A 19,598-nucleotide genomic window follows, 5' to 3' on the forward strand; every position below is an offset into this window, starting at 1 on the left:
GGGTTCATCCTGCCACGGTCGGACTGCCCGTCAGCCCGGGTTCAGGGCGTCTGCACGGGGGCGTGCGGGTGCTGGTCCGGGACGGCGGTGGCGCTGCCGTACTGGTTCATCTCGGTCAGGCCCGGGGTGTAGAGGTGGATGGAGACGGCGGGTTCGAGCGCGCCGTTGACCACCTCGTGCAGGTAGCCGCCGGAGAACACCCGTCGGCCGCCGGGGCGCAGGGTGCGGGCGTCCTCGCCGCTGCGGCCGAGGGAGCGCTCGATCAGCTCGCCCTGGACGACGGTCATGACGCCGGAGGAGGCGCCGTGGTCGTGGAAGCCGCTGCTCTGGCCGGGCAGCCAGCTGAGCAGCCAGACCTCGTAGCCGGGGCCGGTCTCCAGCCGGGCGTACCAGCGGGTGAGCGCGTCGTAGCGGACCAGCGGCTCCCAGCGGGCGCGGTCGGCGGCGATCTCGCGGACCAGCCGGGCGTAACCGGCGACGGTGGTGGGGTGGTCGGGCAGGTCGGTGCGGGCCAGGTGCGGGAAGGCGAGCGGGTCGCCGGCGATGGACACGTCGCTGAGGCCGTCCGTCCAGCGGGCGGTACGGGCGGTACGGGTGGTGAGGGTGGTACGGGCGGGGCCGCGGCGGGCGAGCTTGTTGCGGTCGCGGTTCCGCTTGCGGATGCGGATCATGCGCACGGGAGTCGTCCTCGGATGGGTCGGCTGGTCGGGGAGCAGCCGGATCCGGGATGTCCTGGGGCGGGAGTCGCGGCCGGCCTCTGTGCTTCCTGGGGGCGGCGCGCGGTGGGACGCGGGCGCCTAGATACAGCAGGAACAGAGGCGACAACAGGAGTTCACGGCACGACGGAGGGTGGAACCGCTCCGGGGGCTGGCGAACTCTGACATGGAGGAAAGGAGACCGCATCCGCGGGGGCGGTGTCAAACCCATTGATGCGGCATTCGAGTGGGTTAGTTCCGGATCCGTCCCGGATGGGGTGATTCATCACTCTCTATGTTTCGATGGGAAGATCGCCGGGAAGGCAGGCCGATGACCGGCCTGTGACGGTGACCGGGCGTCATCCTGCGAGTGGTTGCGGGCGGTTCCACGCCGTTCAGGGCTTTCGGGCTGAAGGTCCGATGTGTCCGAATATGTACACTATTCGTAACGGCTTGGTGCCAGGGAGTGAATCCCGGCCTCAATACCAGAGCTCGGCTTGACTGGGCCAGAGTGACGCAACTGTAATTTCACTCGTGTCGTCAGCCGCACGAGGCAACGGCAACCACGGGGACGCCAAGTAGGGGCAGAGGAGGCGCGCCACACATGAGCGAGCTCTTTGAGCTGTTGATCGGGGACGGCATCGCGGAGGAAGAGGAGGAACTCGGTTGGCAGGAGCGCGCGTTGTGCGCCCAGACCGACCCCGAGTCCTTCTTCCCCGAGAAGGGCGGCTCGACCCGCGAGGCCAAGAAGGTCTGCCTCGCCTGCGAGGTCCGCTCGGAGTGCCTGGAGTACGCCCTCGCCAATGACGAGCGCTTCGGCATCTGGGGCGGTCTCTCCGAGCGCGAGCGCCGCCGGCTCAAGAAGAGTGCGGTCTGACCGGGACGACTCCCGGACCCGCTGACCCTCCGCCAACGGCGGACGGCCGCACAGCTGTACGAGCGCCTCACCGCGACGGTGGGGCGCTTTCGTGTTCCCGGCGTGTTCCCGGCGTCCGACCTCCGCCCCCCGGGGCGTTCCCGCCGGTCCCGGCCCCGCTTCTTCACGGCCTCCCCACCGGCACCGGGCACGAAGTGGCCATCCGGAGCCGTTAGTGTGGTGCGCCATCCGGTTGCCGTTCACCGGCTGTGTCCACCGAGAACTGGGGCCCGCGCACTCGATGACCGTCTACAGCCACCAGAGCGGCTTCACCGCTGCCAGGCCGCCCGCCTACCCGCGTCACCTGGTCACCGCGGTGATCGTCTCGCACGACGGCGCCCGCTGGCTGCCGCAGGCCCTGGCCGGCCTGCTCGGCCAGGACCGCCAGGTCCAGCGGATCCTCGCGGTCGACACCGGATCCACCGACAACTCCCCGCACCTGCTCGCCGACACCCTGGCCGACTGGCTGCCCGAGAGCGGCCCGCTGGTGCTCGGCCGCCGGGCCGGCTTCGGCACCGCCGTCGCCGAGGCCGTGGCGGGCAGCGCCCCGCTGCGGCCGGAGGACCTCCCGTACCGGCTCGACCCCTCCGGCTACGACCCGGTCACCGGCGGCTGGGACGACTTCGGCGACCCGCTCGGCCAGGAGGACGACCTCGGCCGCGGCGGACCGCGCGAGACCGAGCCGGTCGAATGGCTCTGGCTGCTGCACGACGACTGCGAACCGCAGACCGACGCGCTGCGCCGACTGCTCCAGGTCGCCGACTCCACCCCGAGCGCCGCCGTGGTCGGCCCCAAGCTGCGCAGCTGGTACGACCGCCGCCAGCTGCTGGAGGTCGGCGTCACCATCGCCCGCTCCGGCCGCCGCTGGACCGGTCTGGACCGCCGCGAGCAGGACCAGGGCCAGCACGACCAGGTCCGCCCGGTGCTCGCCGTCTCCAGCGCGGGCATGCTGGTGCGCCGGGACGTCTTCGAGCAGCTCGGCGGCTTCGACCGGGCCCTCCCGCTGATGCGGGACGACACCGACTTCTGCTGGCGGGTCAACGCCGCCGGCCACCGCGTGGTGATCGCCCCCGACGCCGTGCTGCGGCACGCCGAGGCGGCCAGCCGCGAGCGCCGGGCGATCGACTGCGGCGCCTCCCACCCGCACCGGGTGGACAAGGCCGGCGCCGTCTACACCCTGCTCACCAATTGCCGGGGCGCGCTGTTCCCGTACGTGCTGCTGCGCCTGGTGCTCGGCACCCTGGTGCGCGCCGTCACCAACCTGCTCGGCAAGGACCCGCGCCAGGCGGTCGACGAACTGGCCGGCCTCGGCCACGAACTCGTCCGCTTCCCACGGCTGTTGGCCGCCCGCAAGCAGCGCTCCCGGACCCGCGCGGCGGACCCGCTGGACGACCGCACGCTCTTCCCGGCCCCCGGCGCGACCACCCGGCTCGCCGTCGAGGGCGTCATCGGCTCGCTCGGGATAGGGGGCGGCGACGACTCCGGCAGCCGGCACGGCTCGGTCGAGGCGGGCGGCGACGAGGACGGCGAGGACCTGGTCGTCGAGCAGTTCGCGCTGATCAAGAAGCTGGCCCGACGCCCCGCGCCGGTGCTGTTCGCCGCCCTGCTGGTGTTCGCCCTGGTCGCCTGCCGCGGCCTGTTCGGCAGCGGCTCGCTGTTCGGCGGCGCGCTGCTGCCCGCCTCCGACGGCGCCGGCGGCCTCTGGGCGATGTACGCCGACGCCTGGCACCCGATCGGCACCGGCTCCAGCGCCACCGCACCGCCGTACCTCGGGGTGCTCGCGGTGCTCTCCTGGCTGCTGTTCGGCCACGCCGACCTCGCGCTCACCCTGATGGTCGTGCTCACCGTCCCGCTCGCCGCGGTCAGCGCCTACCTGGTGTCCCGGCCGCTGCTGGACTCCAAGCTGGTCCGCGCCTGGGCCAGCGCCACCTACGCGCTGCTGCCCGCCGCGACCGGCGCGCTCGCCCAGGGCCGGATCGGCACCGCCGTCCTCGCCGTGCTGCTGCCGCCGCTGGCCCGCGCCGCCGCGATCTCGGCCGGCCTCGGCATCCGCCAGGAGAGCGCCGCCAAGGGCGCCCGCCCCGGCTGGCGGCCGGTCTGGATGACCGTCCTGCTGCTCACCCTGGCCACCGCCTTCGTCCCGCTGACCTGGGCGCTCGCCGTACCGCTGTGCCTGGCCGTGCTGCTCCTCGCGGTGCTGCGCGGCGGTGCCTTCGGCTCCGGCGGCACCGCGCTGCGGCTGCTCGGCCTGCGCGTCCTGGTGATCCTCGCGGTGCCGGTCGCGGTGCTCGCCCCCTGGTCGCTGAAGGTGCTGTCGCACCCGCAGTGGCTGCTGCTGGAGGCCGGCCTGCCCGGCCTGCACGGCGCCGGGGCGAGCGCGGCCGGCCTGCTGCTGGTCAACCCGGGCGGCGCCGGCGTGCCGCCGGTCTGGCTGTCCACCGGTGTGGTGCTGGCCGCGCTGGCCGCGCTGCTGCGCGCCGACCGGCGCCGCGCGGTGCTCGCCGCCTGGGGCGCGGCCGGGGCCGGCCTGGTCTTCGCGGTCGCGGTGGCGGGCACCTCCGTCACCCCCGCCTCCGGCGGCCAGCCGGTGCCCGCCTGGGCCGGCCCGGCCACCCTGATCGCCGGGATCGCCCTGCTCGCCGCCGCCGCGATCGGCGCCGACGGCGCCAACGCCCGGGTCGCCGGGATCGCCTTCGGCTGGCGTCAGCCGGTGGCCGCCCTGGTGGTGGCCACCGCCGTGCTGGCCCCGCTGGGCACCGGCCTGTGGTGGGCGCTGACCGGCGCCGGCGGCCCGCTGCAGCGCTCCCAGGCCGACCAGGTGCCCGCCTTCATCGCCGAGGAGGCCGGCACCACCGACCGGTCCCGCACCCTGATCGTCACCGGCCAGAAGGGCGACGTCCGCTACAGCGTGGTGCGCGGCGCCGGCCTGACCCTCGGCCAGGCGGAGTCCACCGTCGACCCGGCCACCGGCACCCAGGACGGCCTGAACCGGATGGTCGGCAGCCTGCTGGCCGGCTCCGGCGCCGACCAGGCGAACGCCCTGGCCGGCTACGGCATCGCCTACGTGCTGGTCGAGCGCCAGGCCGTGGACGCCTTCAAGGACGTCCTGGACACCACCCCCGGCCTGGTCAAGGCCAACCAGGACCGCGACTCCGCGCTCTGGCAGGTCAACGGCGCCCCCGCGGTGCGCGCGGTGATCACCGCCCCGGGCGCCAACCCGGTGGTCGTCCCGTCCGGGGCCCGCGACCTCACCGGCACCGTCCCGGCCGGCCCGGACGGCCGGGTGCTGCGGCTCGCCGAGTCCGTCGCCCCCGAGTGGAAGGCCACCGTGAACGGCACCGCCCTGGAGTCCGTCACGGTCGACGGCTGGGCGCAGGGCTTCAAGCTCCCGGCCGCCGGCGGCAAGCTGAGCGTCACCCGGGAGGGCGGACTCGCCCACACCGGCTGGATCTGGGCCCAGGTCCTGCTCGGCCTCACCATCCTGGTGCTGGCCCTGCCCGGCCGCCGCAACCACAAGGACGACGACCTGCCCGAGGAGGTGGTGGCCGCCGCCGCGCTGGCCGCCGCCGCCCAGGCGCAGACCCCCGCCCCCGGCAGCCGCCGGGCCCGCCGGATGGCCGAGCGCGGCGAGGGCGGCGAGCCCGGCGCCGACGAGCCCGGGGTGTACGAGGGCCGGCCCGGCACGATCCCGGCCCAGCCGACCGGCGAGCCGGTGACCGAGGCCGTCCAGGCGGCCGCCGCCGTCCAGGAGGCGGAGCCGTACACCGACCCGTACCAGACGTACCAGCAGGCCGACCCGTACAGCTACGACCAGTACGCGGCCCAGCAGCCGGCCGCCGTGCCGTACGGCAACCAGGGCTACGACGGGCAGGGCTACCAGGGCCAGGGCTACGACGGGCAGCAGCAGGCCTACCCGCAGCAGGGCTACGAACAGCAGCAGGGCTACGAGCCGTACCCGCAGGAGCAGTACGGCTACGACCCCTACCAGCAGCAGCCCGAGCAGCAGTCCCCGCAGGCCTGGCTGCCCGGCCAGCAGCAGGGCGAGCCGTACTACGACCCCAACGACCCGGGCGGCACCGGCCACTCCTCTGGGAACTACCGTCCGCACCAGCACGGATCGGGGAGCTGACCCGCGATGAAGAAGCCCGCTTTCAGGAAGAAGTCCGGCGCCGGGGCCGAGGAGCCCTTCGAGCCGACCGGGGCCGCCGGGGCGACCGACGCGGCCGGGTCCGCCGAGCCGACCGGGTCCGCCCGTCCGTCGGTGCGGCTCCCCGGCCGGTCCGCGGGGAAGACCACCCAGTCCCTGCTGGCCGCGGCCGTGGTGCTGGCCGCGGTGTTCGGGATCGCCGAGGCGCGCCCCCCGGCGAGCCCGGCCAAGGCGGACGGCGGGGCCGCCCCGAGCACCGCCCAGGTCGAGCGGACCGCGGCGGTCTGCCCCCAGCCGTTCCAGGGCCTGACCGGCTCCACCACGCTGACCGCCTACACCCCGCCCGGCACCGGCACCGGCACCGGCTCCGCCACCGGCGGCGCGGGCTGGCTCTCCGAGGAGTCCGCCCCGGCCGTCCCGCCGACCGCCGCCCCCTCGGCCCCGGCCACCCAGGCGCCGAGCGCGGCCCCGAGCGGCTCCGGCGCGCCGGCCACCCCGGCCCCGGACAAGAACGCCGCGCCCGCCGACGCCAAGCTGACCGTCACCAAGCCCGGCACCCCGGCCACCGGCCCGGCGAGCAACGGCGACAACGCCCCCGGCATCGGAGCCGTCGCCAACGGCGCGCTCGCCCCCGGCTTCACCGTCTCCCAGACCACCGTGGTCACCGAGCAGCGCGGCACGGGCCTGTCCGGCATCACCTGCACCCCGGAGAACACCAACTTCTGGTTCGCCGGGGCCAGCACGGCCGGCGACCGGGTCGACTACCTCAGCCTGGTCAACCCCGAGTCCTCGGCCGCCGTGGTCGACATCAAGCTGTACGGCGACAAGGGCCTGATCGACAACGACGCCGCCAACGGCATCACCGTCGCCCCGGGCAGCTCGCAGTCCGTCCTGCTGTCGACCCTCAGCAAGGGCGCGGTCAACGACCTCGCCGTCAACGTGGTGGTGCGCTCCGGCCGGATCGGCGCCGCGCTGCACGCCGCCGACGGCAACAAGGGCGCCGACTGGATCCCGGCCTCGGCCGACCCGGCCCCGACCCAGGTGATGGCCGGCCTGCCCGCCGACACCTCCGCCGCCCACCTGGTGGTCTGGGCACCGCCGGAGGACGACGCCGACCTGAAGATCCAGCTCTCCGGCAAGAACGGCTGGTTCACCCCGGCCGGCAACGAGTCGATCCACGTCAAGGCGGGCATGGTGGCCGCCGTCGACCTCGGCAAGGTCACCCGGGACGAGGTCGCCGGGCTGCGGCTGTCGCCCACCGACGACAAGCACCCCACCAGGATCGTGGCCGGCCTGCGGGTCGACCGCACGGGCGGCAACGGCAAGAGCGACGCGGCCTGGCTCAGCGGCAGCGTCCCGGTCGGCGCCCGCGCCACCGTCGCCGACAACCGGGCCGGCGCCTCCACGGTGTTCCTGACCTCCAGCGGCGACGCCGCCACCGTCAAGGTCACCGGCTCGGCCGGCAGCGGCGGCGGCACCCCGGCGACCAAGGAGGTGCAGATCCCGGCCGGCGGCACGGTCGCGATCCCGGCACCCGAGCCCGCCGGGCTGAACGGGGTCTTCGCGGTCACCGTGGAGACCGAGTCCGGCGGCCCGGTGGTCGCCGCCCGGATGCTCTCCGTCCCCACCAAGGACGTGCCGATGTTCACCGTCCAGGCACTGCGCGACGACCGCAGCACCGTCCAGGTCCCGCGGGCCACCCAGGACCCGGGCGTGGTGCTGCGCTAGGTCCTGTCCGGCGCCGGTCCGTCGCACCGGGTGCCCCCGACCGGGGCACCCGGGAGGTCACTCCTCGTCGTAGCGCGGGTCGATCGCGTCCGGCGACAGGCCGAGCAGCTCGGCCACCTGCTCGATCAGGATCTCGTGCACCAGCGCCGCCCGGTCCTCCCGGGTCTTCGCCCGGATCTCCACCGGCCGCCGGTACACCACGATCTGGCTCTTGCGCCCCTTCTGACCCGGCGACACCCGGCCCAGCGGCACGCCGTCCTCGGTGTCGGAGCCGTCCGGCTCGTGCAGCGGTACCTCCTGCACGGCGAACTCCACCTCGATCAGCTGCGGCCACCGCCGCTCCAACCGCTCCACCGACTCGCGCACGTAGTCGTCGAAGAGCTCGGAGCGGGTGAGCGAGATCGGCACCTGGGGCGGCGCCAGCGGGCCGCGCAAACCCCTGCCGTGCCGGTCGCGGTGCCGCGGGCGGCGCGAGGGCCCTGTCGATGACTGCGGTGCGGAGCTGTCCATATCACTGCCGAGAGTAGTCCTTGGTTGGTCGGAAGTGGACCACTCCGACAGGGGAATCGCCGGTGCGGCGGCGCGTGCCCGAACGGCCGGAGCGAGCCGGACGACGGGAGCCGGGCAGCGCGCCGGGGGGCGCGGGCGGGTACCCGGACCGCGACACGGCACCCCCACCGGGCAGGCGGTCTTCGCTCCCCGGCGGGGAGTGCGGTACCGTCCACCTTCGTGAGCTCTGTACGTCGTTGTTCGCGGACCGCGTGCGGCCGACCGGCCGTCGCGACGCTGACGTACGTCTACGCGGACTCCACCGCCGTCCTGGGCCCGCTCGCCACCTACGCCGAGCCGCACTGCTACGACCTGTGCGCCGAGCACGCCGAGCGGCTCACCGCCCCGCGCGGCTGGGAGGTGGTCCGGCTGGCCGCCGAGGCCGGGCCGCTGCGCCGCAGCAGCGACGACCTGGAAGCCCTCGCCAACGCCGTCCGCGAGGCCGCCCGCCCGCAGACCCCCCGTCAGGGCCGCGGTCCCGACCCCGATTCCACCGAGGGCGGCCGCCGCGGCCACCTCCGGGTGCTGCGCTCGCCCGACAACTGATCGCCTCACCCGGCACGGCGCGTTCGCCCGGCCCGGGTACGCTGCCCGTCTGACCCCACCGCGACCCGTCGAGCGACGGGCGGGGTGGCCCGACGTATCGATCAGCAGAGAACCAGGGTGGAGCCGCAGTGCGCGACCTCAAGCAGCTCGTGAAGGCGTACGACGTCCGAGGCGTCGTCCCGGACCAGTGGGACGAGAGCCTGTCCCGGGCCTTCGGCGCCGCGTTCGTGCAGGTCACCGGCGCGTCCGCGATCGTGGTCGGGCACGACATGCGCCCCTCCTCCCCGTCGCTCAGCCGGGCCTTCGCCGAGGGCGCGGCGGCCTACGGCGCCGACGTGGTCGAGATCGGCCTCTGCTCGACCGACCAGCTCTACTACGCCAGCGGCAAGTTCGACCTGCCCGGTGCGATGTTCACCGCCAGCCACAACCCGGCCCAGTACAACGGCATCAAGCTCTGCCGGGCTGGCGCCGCCCCGGTCGGCCAGGACACCGGCCTGTCCGAGATCCGCGAGCTGGTCGAGTCCTGGACCGCCGAGGACGACACCGTCACCGTCCCGGCCAAGGACGTCAAGCCCGGCGCGCTCTCCACCCAGGAGACCCTGCGCGGCTACGCCGACCACCTGCTGGGCCTGGTCGACCTCACCGCGATCCGCCCGCTGAAGGTCGCCGTGGACGCCGGCAACGGCATGGGCGGCCACACTGTGCCGACCGTCTTCGACGGCTTGCCGATCGACCTCGTCCCGATGTACTTCGAGCTGGACGGCACCTTCCCCAACCACGAGGCCAACCCGCTCGACCCGAAGAACCTGGTCGACCTCCAGGCCAAGGTCCGCGAGGTCGGCGCCGACCTCGGCCTGGCCTTCGACGGCGACGCCGACCGCTGCTTCGTCGTCGACGAGCGCGGCGAGCCGGTCTCCCCGTCCGCGATCACCGCCCTGGTCGCCGCCCGCGAGATCGCCCGCGCCCAGGCCGCCGGCGAGGCCGAGCCGACGATCATCCACAACCTGATCACCTCCTGGACCGTCCCCGAGGTGGTCCGCGAGCTCGGCGCCACCCCGGTGCGCACCCGGGTCGGCCACTCCTTCATCAAGCAGGAGATGGCCGTCACCGACGCCGTCTTCGGCGGCGAGCACTCCGCGCACTACTACTTCCGCGACTTCTGGCGCGCCGACACCGGCATGCTCGCCGCGCTGCACGTGCTGGCCGCGCTCGGCGGGCAGCCGGGCACGCTCTCCGAGCTGACCGCCGAGTACGACCGCTACGCCGCCTCCGGCGAGATCAACAGCACCGTCGCCGACCAGGCCGCCAGCACCGCCGCCGTGCGCGCCGCCTACGCCGGTCTGGAGGGCACCGCCGTCGACGAGCTGGACGGCCTCACCGTGGCCGGCCAGGACTGGTGGTTCAACCTGCGTGCCTCCAACACCGAGCCGCTGCTGCGCCTGAACGTCGAGGCCAAGGACCCGGCGAAGATGGCCGAACTGCGCGACGGTGTGCTCGCGATCGTCCGCGGCTGATCGTCCGCCGATCCGCTGCGCCTGACCGCGGGCCCCGGTGCCCCGGCCGGTAGGGTTGCCTATCGGCCGGGGCACCTCCGTGCCACCCCCGAACTTTGGAGAGCCCCATGAAGCTCGAATCCTTCCTGCTGGAGATCCTGGTCTGCCCGCAGTGCCGGGCCGCGCTCGTCGAGGGCGGCACCGAGGACCAGCCCGAGCTGGTCTGCACCGGCGCGGACTGCGGCCTCGCGTACCCGATCCGCGAGGGCATTCCGGTCCTCCTGGTGGACGAGGCCCGCCGCCCGGCCTGATCCTGTTGGGGCGCCCGGCGCCCCGACGTCGCCAGTGCCCCACCCGCGCCAGAGCCCCAACCGCGCCCGCCGCCCACAGGACAGCCGGAGGCCCGCCGCATGCTCGACGACACCCTGCTCGACGACCCGGCCGCCCTCCAGCGCGCCGACCACGACCGCGCCCTGCTGTCCCTGGCCGGCGCCGGCGCCCGGGTCCGCACCGCGCTGCGGCAGGCCGACGCGGCCGGCCTCGACCGGCTGCGTCCGGACGGCCGCCCGCGCACCGTCCTGGTCGCCGGGCACGGCAGTGCCCTGACCGCCGCCGAGGTCCTCGCCGCGCTGGCCGGCTCCGCCACCCTGGTCACCCCGCTGCCGCCGACCGAGGCCGCCGCCCCGCGGGCCGACCGGGCCGGCGCCCCGCCGGTCTTCACCGCCGGACTCGGCTGGCAACTGCCCGGCTGGGCCGGACCGCTCGACCTGCTGGTGATCAGCTCCGCCGACGGCGGCGAGCGGGGCCTGATCGGCCTCGCCGAGCAGGCCTACGCGCGCGGCTGCGCCATCGTCGTCACCGCCCCGGCCGGCAGCCCGCTGGCCGAGGCCGCGCTGCAGGTGCGCGCCCTGCCGCTGCCGTACGTCGCCGGGGTGCTGCCCGACGAGGGCCGGCCCACCGCGCCGGCCGCCGAACCGGACCTGCCGGCCGAGGACCCGGCCGCGCTGTGGTCCCACCTGACCCCGCTGCTGGCGCTCACCCAGAAGCTCGGCCTCACCCAGCTGCCGTACGACGCGCTGCCGGGCGTCGCCGACCTGCTGGACGCCGCCGCCGTGCGCTGCCGCCCGGACGCCGCCGCGTACACCAACCCGGCCAAGGGGCTGGCCGCCCGGTTGGCCGGGACGGTCCCGCTGCTGTGGGCCGAGGGCCCGCTCGCCGGGGCCGCCGCCGGCCGGTTCGCCGCCCAGCTCGCCGACCGGGCCGGCCGGCCGGCGCTGGCCGGGTCGCTGCCGCAGGTGCTCACCGCCCACCGCGGCATGTTCACCGGCCAGTTGGGCGCGGGCGCGGACCCGGACGACTTCTTCCGCGACCGGGTCGAGGAGCCCGACCCGCTGCACCTCCAGGTGCTGCTGCTGCGGCACCTCCCGGGTACCGCCGTCGGTACCGTCGCGGTGGGGGAGCAGGACGGCCCGGCCGAGGTGACCGAGGACGACGAGCGGCCGCGCAGCTTCGGCGCGAGCCGCGCGCACCGGCTCGCCGCCGCCCACGACGTCCGGCTGACCGAGTACGCGAGCACCCGCCCGGACCCGCTGCACGCGCTGGCCGACCTGGTCGCGCTGACCGACTTCGCCGCCGTCTACCTGGGGCTCGCCGCCGCGCAGTCCTGAGGGCCTTCCCGCTAGCGTTCTCCGCATGAGCACTGAGGGCGGAACGAAGGCACTCGTCGCGGCGCTGTCCGCGAACCTGGCGATCGCGGCGGCCAAGTTCACCGCCTTCGGCTTCACCGGATCCTCCTCGATGCTGGCCGAGGGCGTGCACTCGGTCGCCGACTCCGGCAACCAGGTGCTGCTGCTGATCGGCGGCAAGCGGGCGCGCCGGGCGGCCGACGAGGAGCACCCGTTCGGGTACGGGCGCGAGCGCTACGTCTACGGCTTTCTGGTGGCGATCGTGCTGTTCAGCGTCGGCGGACTGTTCGCCGTCTACGAGGGCTGGCACAAGGTCAACCACCCCGAGACGCTGGACTCCTGGGGCTGGGCGGTGGGCGTGCTGCTCTTCGCCGTCGCGATGGAGGGCTGGTCCTTCCTGACCGCGGTGCGCGAGTCGGCCAAGGCCAAGGGCGGTCAGGGCTGGGTGCAGTACATCCGCACCGCCAAGGCGCCGGAGCTGCCGGTGGTGCTGCTGGAGGACACCGGCGCGCTGATCGGCCTGGTGCTCGCGCTGCTCGGCGTCTCGCTCACCGTGGTCACCGGGAACGGCGTCTGGGACGGCGTCGGCACCCTGGCCATCGGCGTGCTGCTGGTGCTGATCGCCGTGGTGCTCGCGCTGGAGACCAAGTCTCTGCTGCTCGGCGAGTCCGCCGACAAGGAGTCGGTGCGGCGGATCCGTGCCGCGCTGGTGGACGGCGAGTCGGTCACCGGGGTGATCCACATGCGCACCCTGCACCTCGGCCCCGAGGAACTGCTGGTCGCCGCCAAGATCGCCGTCAACGCGGAGGACAGCGCCGCCCGGGTGGCGCGGGCCATCGACGAGGCCGAGGAGCGGGTCCGCGCCGCCGTCCCGATCGCCCGGGCGATCTACCTGGAGCCGGACGTCTACAGCGCGGAGAAGGCCGCCGCGGGCGAGGACCCGGCCGCCACCCCGGGCGGTCCCGGACCGGGCCCGGCGCACTGACGGTCCGTCCTGCGCGGCGCCCGGGGACGCGGCTCGGGCCCCGGTCGAGCGGCGGTCGGGTCCGGGACCGAAATCGGTCATCGGCGGACGGCCGAGGGGGCCGCCGGTGTAGATTCGTCACCAGAGCCAGAACGTCGCTGCTGATGGCGGTCGATCGGCGGTCCGCGCCCGTAGGGTGTGCGCCGGTCGAGGGAGAGAGGTCCTCCGACGGTTTGTGCTGCGTAGCGGGGAGCCGGTCCGCACCACGGGACCAGGGCGCCCCGGCGTAGCCGTGCACCCGTACGGCCCGCCATGCGCAACGCACATCCGGACCTTTGGCCGTGCCCCACCCCCATCAGCGAGGAGCAGACGCATGTCGACCGACATCACCGGTGACTTCAAGGTCGCCGACCTTTCCCTGGCGCCGTTCGGCCGCAAGGAGATCCAGCTGGCCGAGCACGAGATGCCCGGCCTGATGTCCATCCGCGCCGAGTACGCGGAGTCGCAGCCCCTGGCCGGCGCCCGGATCACCGGCTCGCTGCACATGACCATCCAGACCGCGGTGCTGATCGAGACCCTGACGGCGCTCGGTGCCGAGGTCCGCTGGTGCTCCTGCAACATCTTCTCCACCCAGGACCACGCGGCCGCCGCCATCGCCGTCGGCCCGGAGGGCACCCCGGAGAACCCGCAGGGCGTGCCGGTCTTCGCCTGGAAGGGCGAGACCCTGGAGGAGTACTGGTGGTGCACCGAGCAGGCGCTCACCTGGCCCGGCGGCAAGACCCCGAACATGATCCTGGACGACGGCGGCGACGCCACCCTGCTGATCCACAAGGGCGTCGAGTTCGAGAAGGCCGGTGCCGCCCCGGACCCGTCCACCGCGGACAACGACGAGTTCCGGATCATCCTGGAGCTGCTCAACCGCACCCTCAAGGACACCCCGAACAAGTGGACCGAGGTCGCCGCCACCATCAAGGGCGTCACCGAGGAGACCACCACCGGTGTCCACCGCCTGTACGAGATGCACCGTGACGGCCAGCTGCTGTTCCCGGCGATCAACGTCAACGACTCGGTCACCAAGTCGAAGTTCGACAACAAGTACGGCTGCCGCCACTCGCTGATCGACGGCATCAACCGCGCCACCGACGTCCTGATCGGCGGCAAGGTCGCCGTGGTCTGCGGCTACGGCGACGTCGGCAAGGGCTGCGCCGAGTCGCTGCGCGGCCAGGGCGCCCGCGTCATCGTCACCGAGATCGACCCGATCTGCGCGCTGCAGGCGGCGATGGACGGCTACCAGGTCGCCACGCTGGAGGACGTCGTCGAGATCGCCGACATCTTCATCACGACCACGGGCAACAAGGACATCATCATGGCCTCGCACATGGCCCGGATGAAGCACCAGGCCATCGTGGGCAACATCGGCCACTTCGACAACGAGATCGACATGGCCGGCCTGGCCAAGCTCGACGGCGTCGTGAAGACCGAGGTCAAGCCGCAGGTCCACGAGTGGCGCAAGGCCGACGGCCGCACCATCATCGTGCTGTCCGAGGGCCGCCTGCTGAACCTGGGCAACGCGACCGGCCACCCGTCCTTCGTGATGTCCAACTCCTTCGCGAACCAGACGATCGCCCAGATCGAGCTGTTCACGAAGACCGAGCAGTACCCGATCGGCGTCTACGTGCTGCCGAAGCACCTGGACGAGAAGGTCGCCCGCCTGCACCTCGACGCGCTGGGCGTGAAGCTGACCACCCTGAGCCAGGAGCAGGCCGACTACATCGGCGTTCCGGTCGAGGGCCCGTACAAGGCGGAGCAGTACCGCTACTGATGCGGTGACGCCTGCGACGCCGGTGGCCGGCACCCCCGCCCGGGGGTGCCGGCCACCGGCGTGTTCAGCGGATGACCCGGGTGGTCCAGGTCTTCTCGTCCGGGCCGGTGACGTGCATCAGGTTGGTCACCGCGTCCAGGTCGCCGAGTTGCGGGGCCAGCGGCAGGTCGTCGCTCTCGGCCGTGGCGCAGATCTGCAGGCCCTGCTCGCGGCGGCAGCGGGTGTCGGTCTTCCCGTACCGCCGGTTGTCGTCGGGCAGGACGAAGACGCCGAGGGTCTTGCCGTCGAGCCACAGGTCGGCGCTGGCGATCCAGGGCTGCCCGTTCGCCGGGCGGGTCACCGCCGCCCCCGTCACCCGGGTGCCGGTCGGCAGGCCGGAGAACCAGAACGGCATCGGGACGGGCTGCTCGTCCACCACGGCCTCGGCCGCGACGCGGAGCAGCGCGTCGTCGGGGACGCCGGCGTCCTTCGGCGGGCTGGAGACCAGCTGCGCCCAGCGGCCGGAGGCGGTCAGCCACCGCAGGATCCGCTGCCGGTCGAACGTCGGATGCGTCGGGTCGGTCACCCAGTAGGCGGTCCGGCCGTTGACGGGCGGAGCCGGCACCTTCACCTGCTTCTGCTGCGCCGTGTCGACCAACGGGGGCTCGGCCCCGGTGGAGTGGACGATGAGCGCCAGGTTCAGCCCGTTCGAGACGGGCTGGGAGGCCCGGGTGACGACCGCGTCCTGGCCCGCCTCGTAACTGACGTCGCGGACCGGGTCCAGCCCGTCCGGCAGCCAGCCGAAGGTCCCGCCGCTGACCAGCGGGTCGGTGGGGGTGCCCACCGCCGTCCGGACCGGCTTCGGGACGGCCACGCCCTGCTCCCCGCGCGGCGGGGCGGCCGGCACCAGGCGGAGCGAGGACGAGCCGCCGCCACCGGGGACGAGCAGCAGCGCGGCGGTGACCGCCGCCACCGTGGCGGTGGCTACGGCGGTGGCCACCGCTCGGCGCCGACGGCGCAGCCTGGTCCGGCCGGTGGCGACGGCCGTGTGGGGATCGAAGGCCGGCGGCGGCGCCGGTTCGGCGGCCAGGTCCGCCAGCCGGACGGCCAGTTCGACGTTGTCGAGGTTCGTCATGACGTCCTCTCTGCGGCGGCGCTGGGGCGGGGGAGCAGGGTGTTGCGCAGTGCCTCCAGAGCGCGTGAGCTCTGGCTCTTCACGTTGCCCGAGGAGCAGCCCAGGGCCTCGGCGGCCTGGTCGATCGACAGGTCGCAGTAGTACCGCAGGACGACGGTGGCCCGCTGTCGGGGCGGCAGGGCGGCGAGGGCCCGGCGCAGGTCGAGCGAGGCCTCCAGGTCGAGGGCCGCGACCGCGCTCTCCGGGTCGACGTCCGTCCGCACCGTGCGGCGCCACCAGGAGGTGCGCTGTTCGGCGAGGAAGGTGTTGACCAGCGTCCGGCGGGCGTAGCCGTCCAGGTTGTCCGCCCGGCTCGCCCTCGACCAGTGCACGTACAGCTTGGTGATCGTCTCCTGCACCAGGTCGTCGGCCCGGTGCCAGTCCCCGCACAGCAGATAGGCGACCTTGCGCAGCCAGCCGGCCCTGGAGGCCACGTACTCGGTGAACTCCGCGTCACGCGTCGGCTTCGCCATCCGCACCCCCTCTCGTCGTTCCGCTCCCGGCGTTCGGACGGCGTCTCCCGCGCCGTCCGACCCACTGATGCGGCCACCGGCCCGGAACGTTGCACGGGAGTTCGTGCGTAGGCTTCGGGCATGCCCAACGGCCGGTACTCGCTCCACGACACCCACGACCACCTGCTGCTCGGAGAGGAGCGCTTCAGCTGCGCGCCCGGGGCGGCCGGCTGGCGGTACGTCTCCAAGACCTACGCGCCGGACGGCCGGGTGATCGGCGGCGTCGACCTGACCCTGGACTCGCGGGCCCGGCCGCTGCGGATGGAACTGCGGGCCGGCGGCTGGCAGGTGCGCGGCGGCGCGGTGGACGGCGTGGCCTGGGTCCGCACCGACGCGGCCGATCCGGGTGGTGGGCAGGCGGTGGAGGGCCACGACCGGGCGCACGGGTTCGCCGGGCGCTCGCCGGGCTTCCTGGTCGCCACCGCGCGGATGCTGCGGCTGCGGGAGGGGGCGAGCGCGCGGGTACGGCTGGTGGCGTTCACCGAGCCGGTGCTGGCGCCGCGCACCTTCGACCAGGGGTGGCTGCTGGAGGGCGTGGACACCCACGAGACGGACTCGGGGGTGCTGACGGTCGAGCGGTACCAGGTGGCGGACCTGGAGACGGGGGAGCAGCAGGTCGTGCACCTGGCGGGGGACGTGGTGCTGGCGGCGGCGGGGGTCGAGCTGGAGGAGCTGGCGTCGCCGCCGAACGCCTGGCCGGTGGTGGGGGAGTAGCGGGCTCGGACGGGACGCGGGCTCAGGCCGGACGTGGGCTCAGGCGGGCGGGGCGAAGCCGGCGTCGGGGGCAGGTGCGGGGGCAGGGGCGGGGGCTGCGGGCTTCTCGAAGAACGGCGCGGTGGGGGCGGCCGGTGCCGGGGCAGCAGGTGTGGCGGGGGTGATCGGGGGAGTGGGGGCCGCGGCGGGCGCGGCGGGCATCCCGAGGACACGGTGGGGCCGGTCGTCGGCCGTGGCGGCGACCGGCTGCGGGGTGGGCACCGGCATCGGGTTCGGCACCACGAACCGCTGCTGGGCGCGCATCCACTCCCGGCGCTGGCGCTCGGTGAGCACCGCGCCCAGGTAGGCGGCCGGGTGCAGCCCCGACGGCACCGGGTGACCGATCCGGGCGGCCAGGTCCGCGGCCAGCTCGGTGGACATCCGGAAGGTCACGCCCGGGTCCAACTGGCCGATCCGGCCGAGCAGTTGGCGGCTCGCGAGCCAGAGCGGCTCAGGCACCGCGGACAGGTCCATCGCGACCAGCTCGCGGCCCATGTCGTGCAGCAGCTGGGGGTGCACCGGCGGCAGCGGGGCGGTCGCGCCGGCCCCGCCCGGGGTGCGCTCGCGGACCACCACCGTCCCGGCGAAGATGTCGCCCAACCGCTTGCCGTCCGAGTTCAGCGCGGAGGTGATCACGGCCGGGGCGCCGGTTATCGCGATCACCTCGAAGAAGCCCACCAGCCCGCGCACCAGCGAGTGCCGGAACCGCACCGGCCCGCCGTCGGTGCGCACCACCCGCAGACCGAGCGCGGCCTTGCCGACCGAGCGCCCGTGGCTGAGGGTCTCGATCATCACCGGCAGGGCGATCAGGTAGAAGACCGTCATGCCGATCATGGTGGCCGCCAGCGCGGCGCTGTCCAGGTCGGACAGGGCGACGGTCATCACCAGGGTGGTGACGAACAGCGCGGCGAACTCGATGAGCAGGTCGAGGACGACCGCCAGAGCCCTGCTCGGAAGCTTCGCCGTCTGCAGGTCGAGGACGACCGCCTCACCCGTCACCAGGTCGCTCAAGACACCTGTCCGTTCACGTTCACGCGGGCGGGTGGAGTGCGGTTGGATCGGCCCCCACTGCCCGCTCTCCGCAGTCCGATCCGCAGCCGCCAACATACGGCGCCCGGTGGGCGCACGGGAAGTGAGATCCCGACGGCCGGGGTGGTGACGGCTCCTGGCATGCTGGGCCCGCACGTGTCCGTACGTACCTGCCCGACCGCGCACGCGCGCTTCGCGCCATCGCCTCGCGCCATCGCCGACCATGGAGCCGCCGAATGGACCTGGACGTCTTCGTCGCCACCCACCAGGGGGAGTGGGCCCGGCTGGACGCCCTCGCCCGCAGGCGCCGGCTCAGCGGTGAGGAGGCCGACGAGCTGGTCACGCTCTACCAGCGCGCCACCGGCCACCTCGCCAAGGTCCAGGCTGCCGCGCCGGACCCGGCCCTGGTCAGCCGGCTGACCGGTCTGGTCTCGCGGGCCCGCAGCACGGTGACCGGCGCCCGCAGCAGCGGATGGCAGGACGTCGCCCGCTACTACACGGTCAGCTTCCCGGCCGCGCTGTACCGCGCCCGCCGCTGGTGGGTGCCGGTGGCGGTCGTGTCGATGGTCCTCACCGTGCTGCTCGCCTGGTGGATGGCCACCCACCCCGAGGTCCGCAACAGCCTTCTCACCTCCGACGACCTGCGGGAGATGACCCGCCCCGGCGGACAGTACGAGGCCTACTACTCGGACCGGCCGGCCAGCTCCTTCGCGGCCCAGGTCTGGACGAACAACGCCTGGGTGGCGGCGCAGTGCCTGGTCTTCGGGATCGCGCTGGGCATTCCGGTGCTCATGGTGATGTGGACCAACGTGGTCAACCTCGGCATCGGCATCGGACTGATGGCCTCGGCCGGGCGGCTCGACACCTTCCTCGGCCTGCTCATCCCGCACGGCCTGCTGGAGCTGACCGCGGTCTTCGTGGCCGGCGGCCTGGGACTGCGCCTCGGTTGGACGGTCATCGACCCCGGACCGCGCACCCGTGGGGTGGCCCTGGCGGAACAGGGCCGTTCGATCGTCGGCATGGCGATGGGCCTGGCGACGGTGCTGGCGGTCTCCGGTGTGCTCGAAGCCTTCGTCACCCCGTCCGGCCTGCCGACCTGGGCGCGCATTTCCATCGGCGTGCTGGCCGAGGCGGCCTTCCTCCTCTATGCCCTGGGGCTGGGCCGAAAGGCTGCGGCGAGCGGAGAGTTCGGTGATGTGGATGCGGCCGATCGGGCGGACCTTCAGCCTGTCGCGGCCTGAGCCGATGTGATCAACAGGCCGCTGACCTGGTACTCTTCTCGCATCCCGACCAAACCATTGACGTGGTGAGGGTGGGCTAGTAGGTTTGAACGGTTGGGACTGACTGGACAACGGTCGGGCCCGGGCGTTAGTGTCTACGACACCGCCGAAATCGAGGCGAGTGCATTTCACGAAATGCGCACCCTCCGATGAAGCAAATCCCACGGACGGAACACTCCGAAAGCTTTGATAAGCTTCGGAACGAAGTTCGCAGGAAATCCCGCCAGCGGGAATCGGATGAATGAAACTCCGGAAAACGGAGCGGAAAACATCTGATAAGCTGGAAACACGAAAGAACGAAGCGCCCGGAGGGCCCGCTGGAAGGC

17 protein-coding genes are annotated in these 19,598 nt (G+C 73.8%); 11 read left to right on the top strand and 6 right to left on the bottom strand.

Going from position 1 to position 19,598, the window contains the following annotated elements:
• Positions 1-41: 41 nt before the first annotated feature.
• On the bottom strand, positions 42-677 hold the full coding sequence (locus ABTZ03_RS38950; protein WP_350517952.1) for a cysteine dioxygenase: 636 nt from the start codon (positions 675-677) through the stop codon (positions 42-44).
• A gap of 622 nt (positions 678-1,299) precedes the next feature.
• Between ABTZ03_RS38950 and ABTZ03_RS38955 the strand changes: the two genes are divergently transcribed.
• The 3 genes from ABTZ03_RS38955 (at position 1,300) to ABTZ03_RS38965 (ending at position 7,486) form a co-directional block, all read left to right on the top strand.
• On the top strand, positions 1,300-1,572 hold the full coding sequence (locus ABTZ03_RS38955; protein ID WP_063349134.1) for a WhiB family transcriptional regulator: 273 nt from the start codon (positions 1,300-1,302) through the stop codon (positions 1,570-1,572).
• A 280-nt stretch (positions 1,573-1,852) separates the two neighbouring features.
• Positions 1,853-5,740, top strand: coding sequence for a glycosyltransferase family 2 protein (locus ABTZ03_RS38960; protein WP_350517953.1), 3,888 nt, complete (start codon positions 1,853-1,855; stop codon positions 5,738-5,740).
• Positions 5,741-5,746: 6 nt separating this feature from the next.
• Entirely contained in the window at positions 5,747-7,486 is a 1,740-nt protein-coding gene (locus tag ABTZ03_RS38965) for a DUF5719 family protein (RefSeq protein ID WP_350517954.1), read from the top strand.
• Between the two features lie 57 nt (positions 7,487-7,543).
• Here ABTZ03_RS38965 and ABTZ03_RS38970 read toward each other — a convergent pair whose 3' ends face one another.
• Positions 7,544-7,996, bottom strand: coding sequence for a metallopeptidase family protein (locus tag ABTZ03_RS38970; RefSeq protein WP_350517955.1), 453 nt, complete (start codon positions 7,994-7,996; stop codon positions 7,544-7,546).
• A gap of 219 nt (positions 7,997-8,215) precedes the next feature.
• Here ABTZ03_RS38970 and ABTZ03_RS38975 point away from each other — a divergent pair, with 219 nt between their 5' ends.
• The 6 genes from ABTZ03_RS38975 (at position 8,216) to ahcY (ending at position 14,545) form a co-directional block, all read left to right on the top strand.
• Positions 8,216-8,581: a DUF3499 domain-containing protein gene (locus ABTZ03_RS38975; protein ID WP_350517956.1), complete on the top strand. Its 366-nt coding sequence runs from the start codon at positions 8,216-8,218 to the stop codon at positions 8,579-8,581.
• Between the two features lie 128 nt (positions 8,582-8,709).
• On the top strand, positions 8,710-10,095 hold the full coding sequence (locus ABTZ03_RS38980; RefSeq protein WP_350517957.1) for a phosphomannomutase/phosphoglucomutase: 1,386 nt from the start codon (positions 8,710-8,712) through the stop codon (positions 10,093-10,095).
• Positions 10,096-10,202: 107 nt separating this feature from the next.
• Positions 10,203-10,385: a Trm112 family protein gene (locus tag ABTZ03_RS38985; RefSeq protein WP_350517958.1), complete on the top strand. Its 183-nt coding sequence runs from the start codon at positions 10,203-10,205 to the stop codon at positions 10,383-10,385.
• Between the two features lie 99 nt (positions 10,386-10,484).
• Positions 10,485-11,741 carry an SIS domain-containing protein gene (locus ABTZ03_RS38990; RefSeq protein WP_350517959.1) on the top strand — a complete coding sequence of 419 codons (1,257 nt, stop codon included), beginning with the start codon at positions 10,485-10,487 and terminating at the stop codon, positions 11,739-11,741.
• Positions 11,742-11,766: 25 nt separating this feature from the next.
• Positions 11,767-12,744: a cation diffusion facilitator family transporter gene (locus ABTZ03_RS38995; RefSeq protein WP_350517960.1), complete on the top strand. Its 978-nt coding sequence runs from the start codon at positions 11,767-11,769 to the stop codon at positions 12,742-12,744.
• Positions 12,745-13,096: 352 nt separating this feature from the next.
• Positions 13,097-14,545, top strand: coding sequence for an adenosylhomocysteinase (gene ahcY, locus ABTZ03_RS39000; RefSeq protein WP_350517961.1), 1,449 nt, complete (start codon positions 13,097-13,099; stop codon positions 14,543-14,545).
• A 64-nt stretch (positions 14,546-14,609) separates the two neighbouring features.
• Here ahcY and ABTZ03_RS39005 read toward each other — a convergent pair whose 3' ends face one another.
• Together ABTZ03_RS39005 and ABTZ03_RS39010 are read right to left on the bottom strand one after the other, a co-directional pair.
• Positions 14,610-15,659 carry a hypothetical protein gene (locus tag ABTZ03_RS39005; protein WP_350517962.1) on the bottom strand — a complete coding sequence of 350 codons (1,050 nt, stop codon included), beginning with the start codon at positions 15,657-15,659 and terminating at the stop codon, positions 14,610-14,612.
• The gene (locus ABTZ03_RS39010) at positions 15,656-16,171 is read right to left on the bottom strand and encodes a SigE family RNA polymerase sigma factor (protein ID WP_350517963.1); all 516 of its coding nucleotides are present in this window, start codon (positions 16,169-16,171) and stop codon (positions 15,656-15,658) included. Before ABTZ03_RS39010 ends, ABTZ03_RS39005 begins: the two co-directional genes overlap by 4 nt.
• A 120-nt stretch (positions 16,172-16,291) precedes the next feature.
• Between ABTZ03_RS39010 and ABTZ03_RS39015 the strand changes: the two genes are divergently transcribed.
• Entirely contained in the window at positions 16,292-16,924 is a 633-nt protein-coding gene (locus ABTZ03_RS39015; RefSeq protein WP_350517964.1) for a hypothetical protein, read from the top strand.
• Positions 16,925-16,963: 39 nt separating this feature from the next.
• Here the strand turns inward: ABTZ03_RS39015 and ABTZ03_RS39020 are convergent, their stop codons facing one another.
• Positions 16,964-17,974 (bottom strand): RDD family protein, encoded by a 1,011-nt coding sequence (locus tag ABTZ03_RS39020; protein ID WP_350517965.1) that lies wholly within the window; start codon positions 17,972-17,974, stop codon positions 16,964-16,966.
• Between the two features lie 254 nt (positions 17,975-18,228).
• Between ABTZ03_RS39020 and ABTZ03_RS39025 the strand changes: the two genes are divergently transcribed.
• Positions 18,229-19,233, top strand: coding sequence for a stage II sporulation protein M (locus tag ABTZ03_RS39025; protein WP_350517966.1), 1,005 nt, complete (start codon positions 18,229-18,231; stop codon positions 19,231-19,233).
• Positions 19,234-19,400: 167 nt separating this feature from the next.
• Here the strand turns inward: ABTZ03_RS39025 and ABTZ03_RS39030 are convergent.
• The coding region (locus ABTZ03_RS39030; protein ID WP_350517967.1) for a hypothetical protein at positions 19,401-19,598 on the bottom strand (198 nt) is incomplete at its 5' end.

Source organism: Kitasatospora sp. NPDC096077 (assembly GCF_040303245.1).
Lineage (GTDB): Bacteria > Actinomycetota > Actinomycetes > Streptomycetales > Streptomycetaceae > Kitasatospora.